Below are 18,362 nucleotides of genomic sequence, written 5' to 3' on the forward strand. Positions count from 1 at the left end.
GCGACCGCGCCGGCGCGGGCGGCCACGTCGTCCGGCAGGACCGCGAGCGTCTTCCGGGCAGCGGTCCTGGCTGCCTGCCGGAACGGACTGCGCTGCAGCGCGCTGAGGCCGATCAGCACGGCGACGGCCTCCTCCACCGTGAATCCGGCCGGCCCGAGGGTCGCGGACGCGTCGATGACGTAGCCGCCCGTGCGGCCGGGCTCCGCCCAGATCGGCAGACCCGCCTGCTGCAGCGCGGACAGGTCCCGCTCGATGGTCCGCACCGACACCTCGAACCGCTCGGCGAGACGGCGCGCGCTCCGCGGCCGGGGCGAGACCGCCCGCAGCTCCTCGACGAGCCCGTACAGACGATCGGTGCGGTTCACCCGACCATCATCCGCCCGGGCCTTCGGGGTGGCGTCCGTCGCCGGACTCACTGCGGCGAGATCTCCGCGGCAGCGGCCGCCGCGGGGCGGCTGCGGGAGGAGCCGTCATGACGGTGGGCCGCCCCTGGGAGTCGCCCGTCTACTCCGCGAGCGCGCGCAGGTGCACCGCCGCCCAGGAGCGGAACGGCGTCCACGTCTCGGAGATCTCGTCGATCGACCGGTCGTCGCCGTAGCGCTTCGCGACTTCGTCGCTCAGCCTGCCCTCGTTGCGCGGCAGGACGTCGGGGAAGTTCGCGCCGCGGATCACGACGAGCTCGGCCGAGAAAGGCCCCATCCCCCGGATGCTCTGCACCTGGACGAAGGCCTCGGCCGGCTGGAGCGAGCGCAGGTGGGAGCCGGAGAGCTGTCCGTCGAGGGCGGCCTCGGCGATCGCCTGCAGGTACTCCGCCTTGCGGTCGGGCAGGTCGAGGGACGCCGCACGCAGGACGGCCGGGGACGGGAAGGCTCCGTCATCACCGAGCTGCTGCGCGAGACGCGTCCTGACCGCCGCCGCCTGCCGGATCTGCAGCCGACGCGACAGGACCGTCCAGACCGCCGCCTCGTAGGGCGAGAAGAAGCCGCACGGCCGGAACCCGGGGAGCCGAGCCTGCACGTCCGCGATGACCTCGTCGCGCGCCGCGACCCCGGGCCAGCCGCGCCCGTCGCTGGCGAGGGCCAGCAGCCGCCGGCCCTGCTCGGTCGCGGCGTCCAGGTCGCCCGGGCCCTCGACCACGATGCGGGCGGACGGCCCGTCCTGGGTGACCGCGACGTCCACTCGCTGCCAGTCGGCATCGCAGAGGAGGGCGGAGCGGATGCCCGCGGCCTGCGGCTGCGACGCGAGCCGGTTCGGGGTGAAGCCCTCCCAGAACCGCTGGGTGGTGGCCAACGACCAGGGCCCGAGGATCTCGTGAACGGTCTCGAGTCGAGTCACGGTCGGGCCTCGGGGCTCTGAGCGGCGGCAGGACCGTCGGTCCCGGAGGGGGTGGACGAGCCGTCGGGCGGTTCATCGGCGGGTGCCGCATCGGTCGACCGTTCTCCGAAGAGGAAGGCCTCGCCGTCGGAGTAATGGCTGTTCACGCTCACGTGCTCGGCGAAGCGCTCGTCCCCGAACGCCGCTGTCAGGTCGTCGGCCGAGCGCCACTGCACCTACTCGATGATCCGATCGCTCCGGAGGTCGCGGAAGAAGCTCGTCGAGACGAAGCCCTCGAGCGTTCTGATGTGACCGCGCGTCTCGCTCTCGTTGTACTCGGCCATCCATGCCTGCTTGCCCGCGACGGGCGCCAGTCGGATGATCTCGTGGGCCGCCGTCGGGGCAGCGCGCACCGGATCGACGGGAGTCGCGTCGTCCGGGCTCGCCGTCGCCGAGGTGGTGAACCGGTAGATCCCCTCGTCCACGACCCACGACGGTTCAGCGCGGCTCAGTTCCGCCGCGAAATCCTCGGCGTCGCGGCGGCTGCGCCAGAAGAGCAGCCCTAAGAGGAGCTCGGTGCCGGGGAAGGAGGGCGGGCCGAGCACGCGGCCCTGCGCCAGCCGGATCGCTCCGCCGTACCCCGTCCTCGGACGTGCGAGCGCTGCCGGCAAGGTGACCGGATCGGACCGTTCCGACCCCGCGCCGCTCGGGTGCACTTCTGCGCTGACCACGACGACGAAGGGGGACGCGTCACCGTCGACGGTGGTGCTTCGTGGGGACACTGACATGGGAGGACCTCCGGGCTTCGAGGACGCCGGAGGTTTTCAGCCCCGGATCGACACCGCCGGTGAGACGGGTCGACCACTCCGATGAGAATCGGTCAGGCGATGACGGTACACCACTTCCCTCCCGCCGCCCCGATCCCGGACGCCCGATTCGCATCCCTCGGGTGAAGCGGTCGGTCCCGCTCGGCGGTGACGGGGACAGCCGCCCGACCGGCGACCGCGGCTCAGTACTGCGCCGGCTCGTGCACCTCGACGGAGCCGTAGAGGGGGGCGCGGCGGGCGTACCGCACGGCGTCGTCCCGGGTCGGGCAGTCGAGCAGGTAGTAGCCGACGAGGGCTGACCGCTCCTCCGCTCGGGAGGGGGCCGGAGTGCCGCTTCCTCTTCGCGCCGCGGTCAGATCCGTCTCGACGGAGACGTCCCCGGAGGCGTCGGCGAAGCGTCCGGAGTCGACGAGGACGCCGTCCGCCTTCAGCGACGCGTCGTAGTCCGCCCAGGCCGCGTAGTCCTCGGGCGCATCGCCCCCGGCGTAGCTGCCGTCCGACCGCATCACGAGCATGATCTTCATCGCGCCTCCTGGTTCATCCGACCACCGTTCCCCCGGCGGCCGCCTCCGCGGTCGGATCGCCCCCGGGAACCGGCACGCCGAGCCTCCGACCATTCCGGGTCGAGGCGACCGTGCAGGGAAGGGATCGCTACGGAGCGGGATCGTCCGCGTCGAGGGCCTGCTGGAGGAGCCGGAGCGCCTTCGGCCCGACTCCGTGGAGGGTTGCGAGACGGTTGAGGCCCACCCGCCTCACGTCGTCCACATCGTGCACGCCCGCGTCCTCGAGCGCACGGGTGGCCGGGGCGCCGACGGCGGGAAGCGGTCGCGGATCCATACGTCCGACACTACGAACCGGACGACCGTGCGCCGTCACGACAGCAGCGGCGGCGAAGGCGACCATCGTGCCCAGCCCGTCGAGCAGCGCTCCGAGCCCCACTGCGCCCACGGCCTGTCCGGCGATCAGCACCACGAAGAGCAGGGCCGTGCCGGTCGCCGCGCGGTCCGAGTCGAGAGCGGCGGTCCAGGCGATGAGCGACCCGGTGGCGGCGGTGCATCCCCATCCGAAGAGCAGGCAGGCCGCGAGGGCGGACGGCGTGCCGGCGGCGAGCGCCAGGCCCAGGGTTCCCGCGGCGGCGGTCGCGGTGGTGATGGTCCACGCGGTGCGAGGCGACAGGGTACTGGTCCAGCGGGCGGTGGCGATCGTGACGGCGGAGCGCGAGCCGCTGCGTCGAGCGAGACCTGTCGTCCGCCCGGCCCGTGCTCGTGGTGCCGGAAGGCCGTCGACCGTTCCGCCGATCGGAGGTCGGCACGACGCTCCGGAGGGACTCGAGAACGAGGGACGGAGAAGACCACTGTCTCGATAGCCTCTGGATCGAGACGCCCGGTCTCACGCCCTCCTCCTGCCACCGAGGCAGGGCCCTGCAGCCCCGAGAGGACCGCTATGAGCTTCCCGCCTGTCGACTACGCCACGTACCAGGCCCTGCGTGACGAGGACATCAGCCATCCCGATGTCGAGGGAGGGGGCTGGAAGCTCGGGCACGCGACGTCCTGGGCGAGGTGGGGCGAGCGCGGTGACCTGGCCGGCCCCGTCACGGCGAGCAGTCCCGAGGAGTTCGTCGAGCTGCAGCCCATGACGACATCCGTCGTGCTGTTCGCGATCAACTGGGGCGGGAAGAACCCTCCCTCCGACCCGACGTTCTGGCAGACCTTCCATTCGCCCGGTCATCGGGGCGACGGCGCACTCCGGAACAGTGTGCGCGCCGCCTACGACGAGGTCCTCGACTCGAGTGCGCCTGTCGCCTACATGTCGGACGTCTTCAAACTGGTTCCGACCCGTGACGCGGGGGCTCTTCGGACGACTCTGCGCGACGAGCAGCAGGCGGGCAGGGACCACGTCGAACGCTGCGCCGAGCTGCTGACCTGGGAGCTGACCACCTGTCGCGAAGGAGCCGACGGCCGGACGCCGGTGGTGGTCGGCATGGGCGACGCCGCGTTCGAATGGCTGTCGGGCACAGGACCGGACACCCGGATCGCCGAAGCACTGGAGAAGGCTCTCGGACCCGACGCCCGGTCGTTCGTGAGGAGGATGCCCCACTACACGTTCGGATCGGCCACCAACCACGAGAGGACGACAGCGCTGACCCGCATCCTTCGGGAGGTTCTCGACGACCTCTGAATCCGCGGCTGATGCTCTCGCTGGTCGCGACTGCTGCCGGACTCCGGGGTCCCGACGCCCTCCTGCGGTCCGGTGCCGACGCCTCGTGGTCGTGGTCCCGGGTGGAGGGAGAGGGCGCCCGGGCGAGGTCGTCCGCTCAGGCCGCGGGAGTCGGACGCGGAGGCGCCGTACTGCCGCGTTCGACGATCTCAGGGCCGAGGAGGCGCACGACGTACGCCTCCTCGGTGTCGGTCGCGCCTTCGATCCGGCGGACGAGCTGACGCACCGCCATGCTCCCGAGCCGGTCGGGTGCGCTCTCCACGAAGGAGTAGGGGAGCGAGAAGGTGCGCGCGAACTCCTCCGAGAACCGGCCGAGCACGGAGACGTCCTCCGGGCTCCTCGTGCTCCGTGCTCCCAAAACGCTCGGAAGTGCCGCTGCGGCCGCCTCGTTGTTGACGAGCAGGCCCGTCGCCCGCGGGTGCGCGTCGAGCAGGTCTCCGAGCGCTCGGCCGACGTCCGGCTGGGTGGAGGGCGCGAACGACGTGTGCAGTCGGATGCCGTGGGCGTCGGCGGCCTCGAGAGCGGCGTCCTGCAGGCGCCAGACGTAGGCACCGCCGCGATCGACGACGTGCTGGGGCGGGGACACGAGCACGAGCTCCCGATGCCCGAGGGCGTGGAAGTGCTCGATCATCGCGCGACCGGTCTCCTCGAAGTCGAGGTCGAAGACGTCGACGCCGGAGCAGTCCCTCGGCAGGCCGACGAGGGCGCCCGGCTGCCGGGCGTTGCGCAGGATGTCCAGCCGCGGATCGTCCACGGCGACGTTGAGCAGGACGATCCCGTCGACCATGCGGGAGTCGCTGATGCGTCGCAGTGCGCTCGTGCCGTCCGCGTCGGTGACCAGCAGGATGTCGTATCCGAGCTCGCGGGCCATGTTCGAGACGCCGAGGGTGTACTGCAGCATCGCGGGGGCGAACTCGTCCTCGAGGAACTGTGCCAGCAGGCCGATGACCCGGGTCTGCGAGGTCGCCAGCGATCGCGCGCCCGCGTTGGGCGTGAACTCCAGGCGACGAGCCGCAGCGAGCACTCGCCGGCGCACTTCGGCCGAGATCGGGCGGTTGCCCGAGAACGCGTAGGACGCGGTGCTGCGGGAGACGCCCGCTTCGCGGGCGACGTCTGCGATGGTGGCCACTGTCGTTCTCCTCGGAGGCTGTCGGACGGCGAGGACCGGTCGGACTGCTGCCGGCTCTCCGCTCAGGTGCAGGAGAGCACGCGGCGGTCGCACCTCATGCTCCTGCATCCAGGGGCCGCTGCCGGTCCGGGTGGGGGGCGCCCCAGCTGCGCCCAGCCTGCCGTGGCATGCCCCGCACACGCTCGAGGCGCCCCGTACGGATACGGGGCGCCTCGAGGTCCGGGTCAGTTCAGGGTGAACTGGACGGTGGTGGTGTTCCCGGCGACGTCGTGGACGACCATGGTGTTGGCACCCTTGACCGCGCCGAAGACGCCCGGCTTGATGAAGTTCACGTCGGACCACGCGTTGTCGGTGAGATCCTTCACGCGACCGTTGATGACCGCCCTGTCGATCCTGCCCGCGTCGTACAGCTTGAAGCTCACCTGGTCGTAGACGCCCTTCTCACCGGTGGTGAAGGAGGGCTCGGTCTTGACCGTGGCCGTCGGCGCCGTGCTGTCCAGCGTCACCGCGAAGGTCTTCGTGGGCGCGATGTTGCCCGCGAGATCCTCCGCGTTGTACTTGACGGTGTAGTTCCCGTCGGGCAGCTGCACCGTGGCCGAGTGCGATCCGGTCCTCGCTCCACCGGCGACCGGGGACTGCGTGCTCGTGACGAGCTTGCCGTCCTTGTAGATGTTGGCCACGATGCGCTTCAGTCCGCGGTCGTCCGTCGCGTCGACCTGGACGGCCAGTGCGGAGAAGGGGCCCGCCGTGGTGGGCGACACCAGCGTGACCGCCGGCTTGGTCGTGTCGGCGACGGCGACCGGCGTGAGCGTCCAGAACCGGTCGGCGGTCTGGGCGTCGGTCGCGGTGCTGGTGGTGGCTCCGTCGGTTCCGAGCACGATGGTCCCGTTCCGGTTGTTCCCCGAGGAGTCCTGGAGCGCGGCTCCGGACGCCTCGTCGAACGCGTACTGCGCGACGGTGCCCGCCGCCGCCCGGCCGCCGGCCAGAGCGGCCACGTCGGCCGCGGACAGTGCCCGGTCGTAGACGGCGAAGTCGTCGATCGCGCCGTCGTAGGCCGGGTCCCCGTACTGCGACTTGCCCAGGTAGTTCCGGTTGGTGTTCCCGAGAGCCGACGGCTTCACCGTCATGTTCGGGTTCGTGGCGACGACCGTGCCGTTGAGGTACATCGTGCCCTGCGTGCCCGAGACGGTGACGACCACGTTCGACCACTGGTTGAGCGGGAAGTTCTGACCGCCGTAGGTCAGTCGCTGCTCGCCTCCGGCGCCGGTGTTCGTGATGGCGAACCGCGGTCCGGCACCCCCGGCGTTGAGAGTGAGGAACATGTTGACGTTCTGGCCCGTGCCGAAGTCGAAGACGCGGGAGTAGTTCGTCAGCGACGCCGGCTTGATCCAGGTCGAGACGGACCAGTCGCCGGTGAGTCCGCTGACGATTCCGCTGGGGAGCGACCCGTACGACGCCGTCTTGCAGAAGTCCAGTGCCGTGCCGAACCTGCCCGGCTGGCGGGCTCCGCTGACCTGGCAGTTGGAGGTCGGTGCGCCGTCGGACCACTGGATGACCGCAGCGCCCGCGTCCTTGCTCAGGTTGAGGACCCCGAGCGTCTTGCCCGTCGCGTAGTTCGCGAGGCGGACCTTCCCCTTCCCGTCGGGGATGAGCTGCCACAGCTGCTCGTCTCCGCCGTTCGCGTCGGCGATCACCGCGGCTGCTCCGTTGGACGCTGCGGCGCCGGCGATGGTCAGGGCGCGTCCGCTGGGGGTGTGGACGACGCGGTAGAGGCCCTGGCCCGCTGCCGTGATCCTCCACGCCTGTCCGGTCGCGGTCGCGGAGTCGGCCTGGACGACCGGCGTCCCGTTCGCGGTCGCGCCGCCCTGCGTGGCGAGCTGCAGACCGGAGTTCGCGTTGCCCACGGTGTAGTCGCCCGCCAGGCTGGTCGGGCTCTTCTCCGGGGTGACGATCACCTGGTAGCCGTAGGTCGGATTCATCACGATGGGCACCGTGATCGATCCGTCGGCGGCGACCTCGTAGGTCGTGTTCGAGATGGTGACCGGGCCGTCGGTCTTCACCGTGCGGCCGTAGGAGGCGGTGAAGTCCACCTGGACGTCGACCTTCGAGCCGAGCGACAGCTCGTCGAGCCCGTTGACCTTGATGGACGTGGCTCCGGTGTTGCCGCCGGCGATGACGCGCACTTCGTCGCCCTCGTCGCTGACGGAGGCGGCGCCGTCGAGCGGGCTCTCGTTCGACGGCGGCGTGGTGGTCACCATCTGGCCGGTCATCTGGGCGTACCAGGTGTAGAGCCAGTACGCGCCGTTGGGGTCGCCGTTCCGTCCGGTGAGGAGGTCGCCCAGGGCGCCCGACTGGTTCCAGAACGGGAGCTCGGCGCGGGTGATCCCGTAGCGCTCGAGCTTCGCGATGTACCCGACCAGCGGGCCGGACAGGCCGACCTCGGCGGGTGCCGCGTACTCGGTGATGTCGATGGGCGGCTCGGGGAGGTCGAGGTCGTCGAGGATGGCCCGGACCTTCTCGACGTCGCCCTTGATCTTCGAGGAGCGGATCAGCTCGTGCCACTCGAGGACGTCCGGGAGGGTGTCGGTCGCCTTCGCGTGCTCGTAGAACGCGCGCATGTTCGTGATGTTGTCGGAGTAGGCGGGGCCCTGGATCGGCATCTCGGGGTCGAGGGTGCGGATCAGACGGTAGGTCTCGGTCCAGAGATCGAAGAAGGAGCCGTTCGACGCCTGCCAGGTGATGTCGGGCTCGTTCCAGATGGCATAGGCGACGATGTTCGTCTTGCCGGATGCCTGCGTGTCCTCGACCATTTTCTCGACGGCCGGGAGCCAGGAGGCCTTGTCGTATCGATAGGGCCAGCCGGGCAGGTAGTCCACCAGGCGGACGACGACGCCCGCACCGGCCGACTTCGCGGTGTCGGCGACCGACAGGGCGTCACCGGTCGGCTGCTGGGTGCCCCCCTCGGGCTTCTGCACGAAGGTGTGCGGCTTGATGGGAAGGATCTTGTCGAGGGACGGGACGCCGGCGCTCGCCAGTCCGTACAGGGACCCGCTGGCCATGTGAGTGACGGGACGGAAGGGCTGGTCGGCCTCCACGACGAGCGTGGCTGCGGCTCCGGGTGCCGCTTCCGCGGGAGCGCCTACGGCGAGGACGCTCCCCGCTGCGACGACCGCCGCTGAGACGACTGCTGCGAGGACACGACGCCCGCGGATCCGACGGCGCTGTCGCCGGTCGGCATCCGTGGGAGGCGTCTCGCGTAGAGCGATGGATCTGTTCATCTGCTGTATCTCCATTGATCGAGCGATTGGTCGAACCTGTCCGCCCAGTGCTGCATAGATCATCGAACCGGTTCGATGTGGATTAAAGCATTAACTGGCCGAGGCCTCAATACCTCTGAGCTCTTCGAGCCTTTTGCGCCTGATGCGACATGATGCGTTCGTATCTTTCCGACACCTCTGCACCAGAAGTTGCGAAAGCTTATGCGGACCGTCGAGTGACGCAGGAAAGAGCTGTTGACGGCGTCTCGTCCTGGGCGCGTCTCACGGGGAGGACCGTGCGGGAGCGGATCCTGGCTGTGCCGCATCGTCGAAGGTCTCGACCCGGTCCGTTCACCGGGGCGGGGTCGAGGGAGAAGCCCCTCCGCCGCGACGAGCGGCAGAGCAGCGACCCTCAAGCGGTTCGGACCTCTACCGTTGCACCCGTGCCTCTCCTTCTCGCCGACCTGCTGTCGTGAGAGCGCTCGTCGCCTGGCTCGAGCGCCGCCAGATCCCGCTCTACCTCGCCGCGATCGCCGCCGGCGCCGCTCTCGGACTGCTGCTGCCCGCCGCGCACCACCTCGAGGTCGCGATCGAACCGGTGCTCGCGCTGCTGCTGTTCGCCACGTTCCTCGGGGTCCCGTTCGCCGCGATCGGACGATCTCTGCGCGACGGCCGCTTCCTCGCCGCGGTCGGGGTGCTGAACTTCGTCGTCGTGCCGCTCGTCGCCTACGGGCTGTCCCGATTCGTCGCCGACACTCCGGTGCTGCTGTTCGGGGTCCTCCTGGTGCTCCTGACGCCGTGCATCGACTACGTGATCGTGTTCGCCGGGCTCGCCGGAGGGGCGTCCGACCGACTGCTCGCCGCCGCACCGCTGCTGATGCTCGCGCAGATCCTCCTCCTCCCCGTGTATCTGCTGCTCTTCATCGGTCCTGCGGGGGTGGCGGTGGTCGACGCCGGTCCGTTCGCGCGGGCGTTCCTGCTGCTGATCGTGGTGCCGTTGTCCGCGGCCGGGCTGGTGCAGGCCCTCGCGCGCCGACACGTGTCCGGCCGGATCGTCGAGTCCACGATGCTCGGGCTCATGGTGCCGCTCATGACGGCCACGCTCTTCACCGTCGTCGCCTCCCAGGCCGGCGCCGTGGGCGCCTCGGCCGGCCGGCTTCTCGTCCTCGTCCCGCTCTACGCGGGATTCCTCGTGGTCATGACCGCTCTGGGGCTGGGTGCTGGACGCGTCTTCCGACTCGACGTGACCGCGACGCGCGCCCTCGTGTTCAGCGGCGCGACCCGCAACTCGCTCGTCGTGCTGCCCCTCGCACTCGCGCTCCCGGCACCGCTGTCGCTCGCGCCCGTCGTCGTCGTCACGCAGACCCTCGTGGAACTCGTCGGCATGGTCGTCCTCGTCCGACTGCTCCCTCGGCTCGCCCGAGACCGAGCAGTGCGGGCCGGCCCGGTCTGACGCGGACTCACCAGCACCCGAGACGACTCGGGCCTGCAGAAGGGCCGCCCGGGGAGTCGCCCGGGACGTGCTCGCTGGTCAGTCCTTCTCCGGTCTGCCCGCAGTCCCCGCGTCAGCGGGCTCATCGGCCGGGGCGACAGGAGCTGCGGACTCGACCGCGGTGGGCTGGACCTCGGCTGATCTCGCATTCCTGGCGGCGAGGCGCTTCTTCTGGGACTTGCCGGTGCTGAACGGGCTCACCCACAGCCAGGAGAAGCGCCGCAGCGACTGGAAGATGAACAGCGACGCCCAGAGGGAGAACACCGTCAGGGCGACCGGGAAGACCGTCGCCGGAAGGGGTGGGACATTCGTCTCGCCGAGCAGGGGGACGAATGCGACGACGACCGCGATCACGAAGAGGTGCAGGAGGTAGATCTGGAAGCTCTGCTGCCCCATGGTGACGAAGATCTTCAGTGCGCGGACCTTGACGAGGTACTGGGAGCCGGCGATGCCCGCGATGATCGCGACCGAACTGGCGATCAGGATGACGCCCGGAATGCGGTTGGCGTCGAAGGCGACGATCACCGCGATGATGCCGAGGTAGGCCACCGCGAGCGCGAGCGCCTGCCAGAGCTTCACGCGAGCGGCGAAGCGGTAGAACGTGCGGGGGATGAACATCGCCACGAGGAAGAAGATGAAGTTCTGGAGCACCCGGTCCCAGCCGATGTTGTCGGTGTCCAGCAGGCCGGTGGTCGTCGCCGCGACGGCCAGCAGCCCGGCCACCGAGAGCTGGATCCACCGGGGCACCTTGCGGATCAGCCAGGCGAGGATGCTGAAGATCGCGAGAGCCCAGATGAACCAGTAGCTGCTCGACGGCAGGATGGGGAGCACCAGCACGTTGAGCGGGTCCGTCGGCGACGTCGCCTCCGACCGTGAGAACGGGACGATGAGGTAGAAGACGACCCGGATGAACGACCACAGCAGGTAGAGGTACACCAGCGCGAGAACTCGGCGGCGCCACAGTTCGGCGAACGTCCACGTCAGCATCCGGGCGGCCGTGAGGCCCGCGATGAAGAAGAACACGGGCATGGGGAAGTAGAGGAGCACGGTCCGGAGCTTCGGGACGTACCCCGCGAGGTCGAAGAATCCGAGGAACAACGACGAGTGGTAGAGCACGACGAGGCTGATCGCGACGCCCTTGGCGAAGTCGATCCACTCCCGCGACTCGGGGCGCTTCACCACGGCGCCGGTCGCACTCGACCCGGTCATCCGCCGCTCCTCGCGTGGGCGCACACGGCGCGATCACTGTTCACCGATTGCTGCGGATCCATTGCGCCCCCAAGATGTCGAATTCGAACCGGATGCGGATGAGCCCCCGGTTCATTCCCCGTACGGGTCCTGAGAGTACGGGAAAGTTTCCGATCACGGACGAGTCGATGGAGTATCGAGGCGGCAAGGGAAGTCCGGACGCCTCGCCGCCGCCTGTCCGCGGAGATCGCCCGTCCGATCCCGGAGTCGCTCGGTGGATCGGGACGGGCGGCGGAGGATCGCAGACGAATGGACCGTCGAGAGACCCGCAGACGGCGCTTTCGTCCAGCCCCGGGGGTCGCGGACCCGAAGAACGAGACGAAACCGGCGTGCGGCCAGGACACCTCGACCTCTCCGGCATACTCCATGACGTGAACGACGCCACCACCGCCCCCAGTCTCGACGGCCGCGAGTTCGTGATGACCTCCTCGACCAACAGTGCGGTCGACCCGGAGTCGCCGTCGCGGTTCCACTACTCCGAGCGCGACGGAGTGGTCTGGGGCGACTACGTCGGCGACACCGTGACCTTCGGCCGGTTCGTGGGCACGCGCACCGGCGACGCCCTGCAGGTCTCGTTCGTGCACCAGCTGATCGACGGCGGGACCGTGGTCAGCGGCACCGGCGGCAGCCGCGTCGAGCTCGACGGGGAGGGCCTGCTGCGGCTCGTCGAGGAGTTCGAGATCGACGGCGACGACCACGTCAGCATCTGCGTCGAGGTCTGACGCTCAACGCGCCGCGTCGCGGCCGTTCCCCGCGGTGGTGAACCGCGTCATGCCGAGCCGGTTCGTCGATCCGGAGCGGTCGGGGATGTCGGAGGGCAGCAGGTAGGCCTTGCGCACCACCTCGTCGAGCACGACGACCGAGACCACCGACTTCACCTCGGGCCGGGCCGCGACCACGCCGGTGACGAAGTCGTGCACGCCGCCGATGTCGAGCGAGCGGACCAGGAGCATCGCGTCGTGCTCGCCGGTCGTGATGCAGCAGTACTCCACGTCGGGCATCTGGAGGATGCCCTCGCGGAACCGGTGCCACGACTGCGGATGCACCGTCACGAACACCAGGGCGCAGACGTCGAGCCCCACCTTTCCCGGATCGACCAGGGCCGAGAATCCAGTGATGACGCCGGATGCGGTCAGCTGCTCGACCCGGTTGTAGACGCTCGCCCGCGAGACGTTCACCCGCTCGGCCAGGGCGGACATCGAGATGCGCCCGTTCTCGCGCAGGACGGCGAGGATGCGCAGATTGAGGTCGTCGAGCCCGCCCGCGCTTTGTCCAGCGACCGCACCGGCGGCCGGATCGGTGATCGACATAATCCACTCCTTCGTCGCTGCCGGTGGCAGTTCGTCCACGATAGCGGCCCTCTGGAAACGGAGTGCGTCGCGATGTGCCATCGTTTCGCAACACGTCCAGCCGAACCCTCGCCAGGAGGCCTCCATGGTTGTCCGCTCCACCCGCACCCCGCGCTCCGCCCCGACGCGAGTGGTGATCGCCGCTGCGGCGGTCTCCCTCGCCCTTCTGGTGGCGGGCTGCTCCTCGGGCCGCGTCGACACCGCCGACGGCAGCAGCGCGACGCTCACCATCAACAAGGCGTTCGACCTCAAGACCGCCGACCCGGGCCGCATGTACGAGCCGACCGGCCAGATGGTCGACAAGGCGCTCTACGAGACCCTCCTCACCTTCGAGGGCGGCGACGTCTCGCAGGTCGTCGACGGCCTCGCGAGCCTCGAGCAGGCCGACGACGCGAAGACCTTCACCCTCACCCTGAACGGCGAGCACACCTTCTCGGACGGCACCGCGATGACCGCCGACGACGTGGTGTTCTCGCTGCAGCGCGTGATCGGCCTCAAGGGCAACCCCTCGTTCCTCCTCGACGGCGTCACCGTCACGAAGAAGGACGACACGACGGTGGTGCTGACCACCGAGAACCCCACGCCCGCCCTGCCGGCGATCCTGGCGAACCCGGCGCTCGGCATCCTGAACTCGAAGGTCGTGAAGGAGAACGGCGGCACCACCGACGAGACCGACACCGCCGAGACGTTCCTCAACACCACCTCCGCCGGCTCCGGCCCGTACGTGCTCGACACGCTCGACCTCGCCTCGCAGGTCGTGCTGACCGCGAACGAGAACTACGACGGCGACGCCCCGGGCTACGGCCGCGTGGTCATCCAGAACGTCGAGGGTGCGACCCAGAAGATCAACGTCGAGGGCGGCAGCGCCGATGTGGCGCTGGACCTCTCGGGCACTCAGGCGGAGGCGCTCGGCGACTCGGTCGCGGTGACCAGCGACCCGTCGGCGAACGTGATCTTCCTGCTGCTCAACCAGAACCCGAGCGTCTCGGCGATCACGTCGAACCCCGACTTCGTGAAGGCTGTGAAGGAGGCCGTCGACTACGACGACCTCGTCTCGATCGCAGGCAACGGCACCGCCCAGGCGTCCGGCGTCATCCCGAGCATGCTGCTCGGCGCCCTGCCCGAGAGCGGCGCGCTCACCCAGGACCTCGACGCCGCGAAGGCTGACCTCGCGAAGAGCGGCTACGCCGGCGAGTCCGTGACGCTCAACTTCCCGAGCGACATCAGCCTGAACGGCATCGACTTCCCGACCATCGCGCAGCGCATCCAGTCGCAGCTGAAGGACGCCGGCATCACCGTCGAGCTCGCCCCGGCCCCCGTCGCCACCGAGCTCGACGCCTACCGCAACGGCACCGAGACCATGGGCCTCTGGTACTGGGGCCCGGACTACCCGGACCCGAGCGACTACCTCGTCTTCACCCCGGGCGACGTCGTGGGTCTCCGCTCCGGCTGGACCGACGGTGCGGCCCCCGCGATCTCGGCGCTGGCCGACGCCGCGGCCACCGGCGGCAGCGACGACGAGCGCCAGTCGCGCTTCGAGGAGCTGCAGACCGCGCTGAACGCCGACGGCCCCTTCATCCCGCTGCTCCAGCCCGGCAACAACATCGCCGCGGCGAAGGACGTCTCGGGTGTCGTCTACAACGCGGTGTGGACCATCGACATCGCGGCCCTCACCGCGCAGTAGCCCGTGTCCACCACCACGACGGCCGTCCGGACCCCGCGTCAGCGCGGGGGCCGGGCGGCCCACCCGTTCCTCCGCTACGCGCTCCGCCGCGTGCTCACCTCGCTGCTGCTGGTGGTGGGCGTGACCCTCGTCACCTTCATCCTGACCAACCTCGTGCCGGGCGACCCCGTGGCGGCCGCTCTCGGCCAGCGCGCTGCGGAGGATCCGGAGATCGTCGCGCAGTTCCGCGCCCAGTACGGTCTCGACCAGCCGCTCGTCGTGCAGTACTTCACCTATCTCGGCAACCTGCTGCACGGCGACCTCGGCGTCTCCACCACCACGCACAACCCGGTGGTCGCCGACCTGGCGAAGGCGCTGCCGGCCAACCTCGAGATCGCCTTCGGCGCCATCGTGCTCAGCGTGATCGTCGGCGTGCTGTTCGGCACCGTCGCCGCCTACCGGCGCGGCAGGGCCTCCGACCACGTTCTGCGCGTCGTGTCGCTGGCCGGCCTCAGCGTGCCGACCTTCTGGCTCGCGCTGGTCCTCTACTACGTCCTCTACTTCCAGCTCCGGATCGCGCCGGGATCCGGCCGGCTGAGCAGCGACTTCACCACGCCGCCGACGGTGACGGGCCTCTACACGGTCGACGCCCTGCTCGCCGGCCAGCTCGACACCTTCCTCGACGCGGCGTCGCACCTCTTCCTCCCCGTCCTCGTCCTGACGCTCTACACGGTGGGCCTGCTGACCCGGTTCGTGCGCACCGCGGTGCTCGAGATCCTCGACCAGGACTACGTGCGGGCCGCCCGCGCGAAGGGGCTGCCGAACCGCGCGGTCACCTTCTCCTACGTGCTGCGCGGGGCGAGCATCCCGATCCTCACCGTCGTGGGCCTCGCCTTCGGCAGCCTGCTCAGCGGCACCGTGCTCGTCGAGGCGGTCTTCGGCTGGCCCGGGATCGGCTCCTACGCCTACCAGGCCGCGTCGCACCTCGACCTGCGCGGCATCATGGGCGTCGGCCTGCTCATCGGCGTGATGTACCTGCTCGTGAACCTGATCGTCGACCTGCTGTACGGCGTGCTCGACCCGAGAGTGAGGCTGGCCTCGTGACGGATCCGCGAACCACCCGGTCCGATCCGCGCGACGGCGCTCCGGCCGGTCCGCGCGACGGCGTCGGTGCCGGAGTGCTCGACCCGGTCGCCGCCCCCGGCCTCCGCCTGCGCCGCCCCCGCCTGCGCCTGGGCCGCTGGTCGGCGCCGCTCGGACTCCTCGGCGCCGCCGTCGGCGTGCTCTGGATCCTCATCGCCGTGCTCGCCCCCGTCATCGCCCCGCACGATCCGCTCGCGCAGGACCTGCCCCTCCTCCAGGCGCCCGGCGAGGGCACGCTGATGGGGACCGACGCGCTCGGCCGGGACGTGTTCTCGCGGGTGATCTGGGGTGCCCGGGTCACGATCCCGCTCGCCCTGCTGCTCGTCGTGATGTCGGTGCTGATCGGCGCGATCGTCGGATCCGTCGCCGGATTCCTCGGCCGTGCGGTCGACGAGGTCGCGATGCGCATCACCGATCTCGTGATGGCGTTCCCCACGGTCATCCTGGCGATGGTGATAGCGGCCGCGCTCGGAGCGTCGCTCCTGAACGCGGTGCTCGCGGCGCTGATCGTGTCATGGCCGTCCTACGCCCGGCTGACCCGCGGTCTCGTCCTCGGCCTCCGCTCGTCGAACTACGTCGTGTCCGGCCAGCTGCTCGGCTTCTCGCCGCTGCGCTCCCTCGTCCGCGACATCGCGCCCAACATCGTCGGCCCGGTGCTCGTCCTCGCGAGCCTCGACATCGGCACGGCCATCCTCCTGCTGTCGGGGCTGTCGTTCCTCGGGCTCGGCGCGAAGCCGCCGACCGCCGAGTGGGGCTCGATGGTGTCGGACGCCATCCAGAACTTCGATGCGTGGTGGATCGGGGTCTTCCCGGGCCTGGCCATCCTCACCGTCGTCATCGCGTTCAACTTCGTCGGCGACGCCCTGCGCGACGCCCTGGACCCGCGGTCGCAGACGATCCGCGGAGGAGGCGCCACGCTGTGAGCGACGCACTGACCATCAGCGGGCTGCGCATCCGCACCCGCAGCCACGCCGTCGTGGACGGCATCGATCTGGCGCTGCGCCGCGGCGGCATCCACGGTCTCGCCGGCGAGTCGGGCTCGGGCAAGACCATGACCGCCCTGGCGGTGCTCGGACTGCTGCCCGGATCGATGACGGCCAGCGGGAGCATCCGCCTCGCCGACGACACCGGCGACGGCACGACGGAGCTCGTCGGCGCGTCCCGGCAGGTGCTCGGCACGGTGCGCGGACGCCGGGTCGCCATGGTCTTCCAGGACCCGTCGACGAGCCTGCACCCGCAGCTCACCGTGGGCCGCCAGCTCACCGACCACCTGCGCCACCACCTCGGTCTCGGCAAGGAGGCCGCGCGGTCCAGGGCCGAGGCCCTGCTCGAGCGGGTGCGGGTGCCGGACGCCCGGGCCTCCCTCGGGCGCTACCCCCACCAGTTCTCCGGCGGTCAGCGGCAGCGCATCGCGATCGCGGTGGCGCTCGCGTGCGAGCCCTCGGTGCTGCTGGCCGACGAGCCGACGACCGCGCTCGACGTGACCGTGCAGGCCGGAGTGCTGCAGCTGCTGCGGGAGCTGGTCGACGACGGCGGGCTGAGCATCCTGCTCGTCACCCACGATCTCGGCGTGATGAGCGCCGTGGCCGACGAGGTGACGGTGATGCGCCGGGGGCTCGTCGTCGAGTCGGCTCCGCGGGAGCGGCTGTTCACCGCGCCCGAGGACGAGTACACGCGGGCGCTGCTCGCGGCTCTGCCCGGCTCGAGCTTCGAGGAGAGCCCGGAGGAGCTGGTCGCCGAGCTCGTCGAGGGGCACGAGAGGGCCGCCGCCGCGGACGATCCGGGCGCGGCCACGGCAGGCGACGTCGAGAGGGGTGCGCGATGAGCGCGGGAGTGGTTCTCGAGGCCGACGGCATCGTCGTCGAGTACGAGCGGAGACCGCCGCTGCGTGCCGTCGACGGGGTCGGCTTCCGGGTGGCGGCCGGCGAGGTCGTGGCGCTGGTCGGCGAGAGCGGCTGCGGAAAGTCGAGCCTCGCGCGCGCCGTCGTCGGCATCGAGAAGCGCCGCGGTGGCGACGTGCGCCTGAACGGCGTCGACGTGCCCGCGCTCGGACTCCGTCGGCGCAGTCCGGTGATGACCGGCATGCAGATGGTCTTCCAGGATCCGAACTCCTCGCTCAACCCCCGTCGCCGCATCGGCGAGCAGATCGGCGACGGCGTCCGGGCGGCGCTCGCCCGGGGCGCCGAGGGCTCGGATCCGGCCGACTGGCTGCGCCGCGTCGGGCTCGACCCGGCGATGGCGAGCCGGTTCCCGCACGAGTTCTCCGGCGGCCAGAAGCAGCGCATCGCCATCGCGCGGGCCCTCGCGGCGCGGCCGCGGATGCTCGTGGCCGACGAGCCGATCTCGGCCCTCGACGCCTCGACCCAGACGAGCGTCGCCGCGCTGATGCGCTCGCTCAGCGTCGAGGCCGGCGCGGGCATGCTGTTCATCTCGCACGACCTCTCGGTGGTCCGGCGCATCGCCGACCGGGTGCTCGTGATGTACCGCGGCCGGGTCGTGGAGTCGGGGGACACCGAGACGGTGTGGCAGAGCCCGCTGCACCCGTACACGCGAGCGCTGCTCGCGGCGATCCCGCTGCCGGACGGCCTGGGGCGGCTGCCGCTGGCTCCACTCGACGCCGACCGGGCGGCCTGGCTCGAGGAGCTGCCCGACGCGCTGGAGCGGACGGGCGCGTGAGCGCGGTGGAGGAGGCCCGGGCAGAGGAGTCCGCACTCTGGAGCATG

18 protein-coding genes are annotated in these 18,362 nt (G+C 70.6%); 8 read left to right on the forward strand and 10 right to left on the reverse strand.

Going from position 1 to position 18,362, the window contains the following annotated elements; translation table 11 throughout:
- From C5C33_RS01650 to C5C33_RS18765, 6 genes are all read right to left on the reverse strand, one after another.
- Positions 1–365 (reverse strand): YafY family protein (locus C5C33_RS01650; protein ID WP_146079673.1); only part of this gene is annotated, 365 nt, incomplete at its 3' end.
- A 139-nt stretch (positions 366–504) separates the two neighbouring features.
- Entirely contained in the window at positions 505–1,335 is an 831-nt protein-coding gene (locus tag C5C33_RS01655; RefSeq protein WP_104260239.1) for a DNA-3-methyladenine glycosylase, read from the reverse strand.
- Positions 1,332–1,550 carry a hypothetical protein gene (locus C5C33_RS01660; protein ID WP_104260240.1) on the reverse strand — a complete coding sequence of 73 codons (219 nt, stop codon included), beginning with the start codon at positions 1,548–1,550 and terminating at the stop codon, positions 1,332–1,334. Before C5C33_RS01660 ends, C5C33_RS01655 begins: the two co-directional genes overlap by 4 nt.
- Positions 1,551–2,096, reverse strand: coding sequence for a hypothetical protein (locus C5C33_RS01665; protein ID WP_181136169.1), 546 nt, complete (start codon positions 2,094–2,096; stop codon positions 1,551–1,553).
- A 227-nt stretch (positions 2,097–2,323) separates the two neighbouring features.
- On the reverse strand, positions 2,324–2,665 hold the full coding sequence (locus C5C33_RS01670; RefSeq protein WP_181136170.1) for a YciI family protein: 342 nt from the start codon (positions 2,663–2,665) through the stop codon (positions 2,324–2,326).
- 127 nt (positions 2,666–2,792) lie between these two features.
- Entirely contained in the window at positions 2,793–3,110 is a 318-nt protein-coding gene (locus C5C33_RS18765) for a hypothetical protein (protein WP_219814930.1), read from the reverse strand.
- A gap of 474 nt (positions 3,111–3,584) precedes the next feature.
- Here C5C33_RS18765 and C5C33_RS01680 point away from each other — a divergent pair, with 474 nt between their 5' ends.
- On the forward strand, positions 3,585–4,319 hold the full coding sequence (locus C5C33_RS01680; protein ID WP_104223263.1) for a hypothetical protein: 735 nt from the start codon (positions 3,585–3,587) through the stop codon (positions 4,317–4,319).
- A 136-nt stretch (positions 4,320–4,455) separates the two neighbouring features.
- Here the strand turns inward: C5C33_RS01680 and C5C33_RS01685 are convergent, their stop codons facing one another.
- Positions 4,456–5,487 (reverse strand): LacI family DNA-binding transcriptional regulator, encoded by a 1,032-nt coding sequence (locus C5C33_RS01685; RefSeq protein WP_104260243.1) that lies wholly within the window; start codon positions 5,485–5,487, stop codon positions 4,456–4,458.
- Between the two features lie 224 nt (positions 5,488–5,711).
- Positions 5,712–8,546 carry a LamG-like jellyroll fold domain-containing protein gene (locus C5C33_RS01690; RefSeq protein WP_219814931.1) on the reverse strand — a complete coding sequence of 945 codons (2,835 nt, stop codon included), beginning with the start codon at positions 8,544–8,546 and terminating at the stop codon, positions 5,712–5,714.
- Positions 8,547–9,216: 670 nt separating this feature from the next.
- Here C5C33_RS01690 and C5C33_RS01695 point away from each other — a divergent pair.
- Positions 9,217–10,197, forward strand: coding sequence for an arsenic resistance protein (locus C5C33_RS01695; RefSeq protein WP_104260245.1), 981 nt, complete (start codon positions 9,217–9,219; stop codon positions 10,195–10,197).
- Positions 10,198–10,275: 78 nt separating this feature from the next.
- Here C5C33_RS01695 and C5C33_RS01700 read toward each other — a convergent pair whose 3' ends face one another.
- Positions 10,276–11,445 carry an acyltransferase gene (locus tag C5C33_RS01700; protein ID WP_104260246.1) on the reverse strand — a complete coding sequence of 390 codons (1,170 nt, stop codon included), beginning with the start codon at positions 11,443–11,445 and terminating at the stop codon, positions 10,276–10,278.
- Positions 11,446–11,855: 410 nt separating this feature from the next.
- On the opposite strand from C5C33_RS01700, the gene C5C33_RS01705 reads away from it, so the two are divergent.
- Positions 11,856–12,206, forward strand: a complete 351-nt coding sequence (locus C5C33_RS01705; protein WP_258060307.1) for a hypothetical protein — start codon at positions 11,856–11,858, stop codon at positions 12,204–12,206.
- A gap of 3 nt (positions 12,207–12,209) precedes the next feature.
- Here C5C33_RS01705 and C5C33_RS01710 read toward each other — a convergent pair whose 3' ends face one another.
- On the reverse strand, positions 12,210–12,794 hold the full coding sequence (locus tag C5C33_RS01710) for an Lrp/AsnC family transcriptional regulator (protein ID WP_104223259.1): 585 nt from the start codon (positions 12,792–12,794) through the stop codon (positions 12,210–12,212).
- A 124-nt stretch (positions 12,795–12,918) separates the two neighbouring features.
- On the opposite strand from C5C33_RS01710, the gene C5C33_RS01715 reads away from it, so the two are divergent.
- The 5 genes from C5C33_RS01715 to C5C33_RS01735 are packed head-to-tail and all read left to right on the forward strand — an operon-like array spanning position 12,919 to position 18,315.
- Positions 12,919–14,517: an ABC transporter substrate-binding protein gene (locus tag C5C33_RS01715; RefSeq protein WP_104260247.1), complete on the forward strand. Its 1,599-nt coding sequence runs from the start codon at positions 12,919–12,921 to the stop codon at positions 14,515–14,517.
- Positions 14,518–14,520: 3 nt separating this feature from the next.
- Positions 14,521–15,600, forward strand: a complete 1,080-nt coding sequence (locus C5C33_RS01720; protein WP_104260248.1) for an ABC transporter permease — start codon at positions 14,521–14,523, stop codon at positions 15,598–15,600.
- On the forward strand, positions 15,597–16,562 hold the full coding sequence (locus C5C33_RS01725; RefSeq protein ID WP_258063303.1) for an ABC transporter permease: 966 nt from the start codon (positions 15,597–15,599) through the stop codon (positions 16,560–16,562). The genes C5C33_RS01720 and C5C33_RS01725 overlap by 4 nt, the downstream gene beginning before the upstream one ends.
- Positions 16,559–17,464, forward strand: a complete 906-nt coding sequence (locus tag C5C33_RS01730; protein WP_104260249.1) for an ABC transporter ATP-binding protein — start codon at positions 16,559–16,561, stop codon at positions 17,462–17,464. The genes C5C33_RS01725 and C5C33_RS01730 overlap by 4 nt, the downstream gene beginning before the upstream one ends.
- Entirely contained in the window at positions 17,461–18,315 is an 855-nt protein-coding gene (locus C5C33_RS01735) for an ATP-binding cassette domain-containing protein (protein WP_104260250.1), read from the forward strand. Before C5C33_RS01730 ends, C5C33_RS01735 begins: the two co-directional genes overlap by 4 nt.
- Positions 18,316–18,362 lie beyond the last annotated feature (47 nt).

Source organism: Rathayibacter sp. AY1H3 (assembly GCF_002932015.1).

What these genes read in the sequence shown, in the direction of transcription:
- C5C33_RS01735 (WP_104260250.1), top strand. Translation starts at nt 17,461, where the DNA reads ATGAGCGCGGGAGTGGTTCTCGAGGCCGACGGCATCGTCGTCGAGTAC.
- C5C33_RS01680 (WP_104223263.1), top strand. Translation starts at nt 3,585, where the DNA reads ATGAGCTTCCCGCCTGTCGACTACGCCACGTACCAGGCCCTGCGTGAC.
- C5C33_RS01690 (WP_219814931.1), bottom strand. Translation starts at nt 8,546, where the DNA reads ATGGCCAGCGGGTCCCTGTACGGACTGGCGAGCGCCGGCGTCCCGTCC.
- C5C33_RS01670 (WP_181136170.1), bottom strand. Translation starts at nt 2,665, where the DNA reads ATGAAGATCATGCTCGTGATGCGGTCGGACGGCAGCTACGCCGGGGGC.
- C5C33_RS01715 (WP_104260247.1), top strand. Translation starts at nt 12,919, where the DNA reads ATGGTTGTCCGCTCCACCCGCACCCCGCGCTCCGCCCCGACGCGAGTG.
- C5C33_RS01710 (WP_104223259.1), bottom strand. Translation starts at nt 12,794, where the DNA reads ATGTCGATCACCGATCCGGCCGCCGGTGCGGTCGCTGGACAAAGCGCG.
- C5C33_RS01700 (WP_104260246.1), bottom strand. Translation starts at nt 11,445, where the DNA reads ATGACCGGGTCGAGTGCGACCGGCGCCGTGGTGAAGCGCCCCGAGTCG.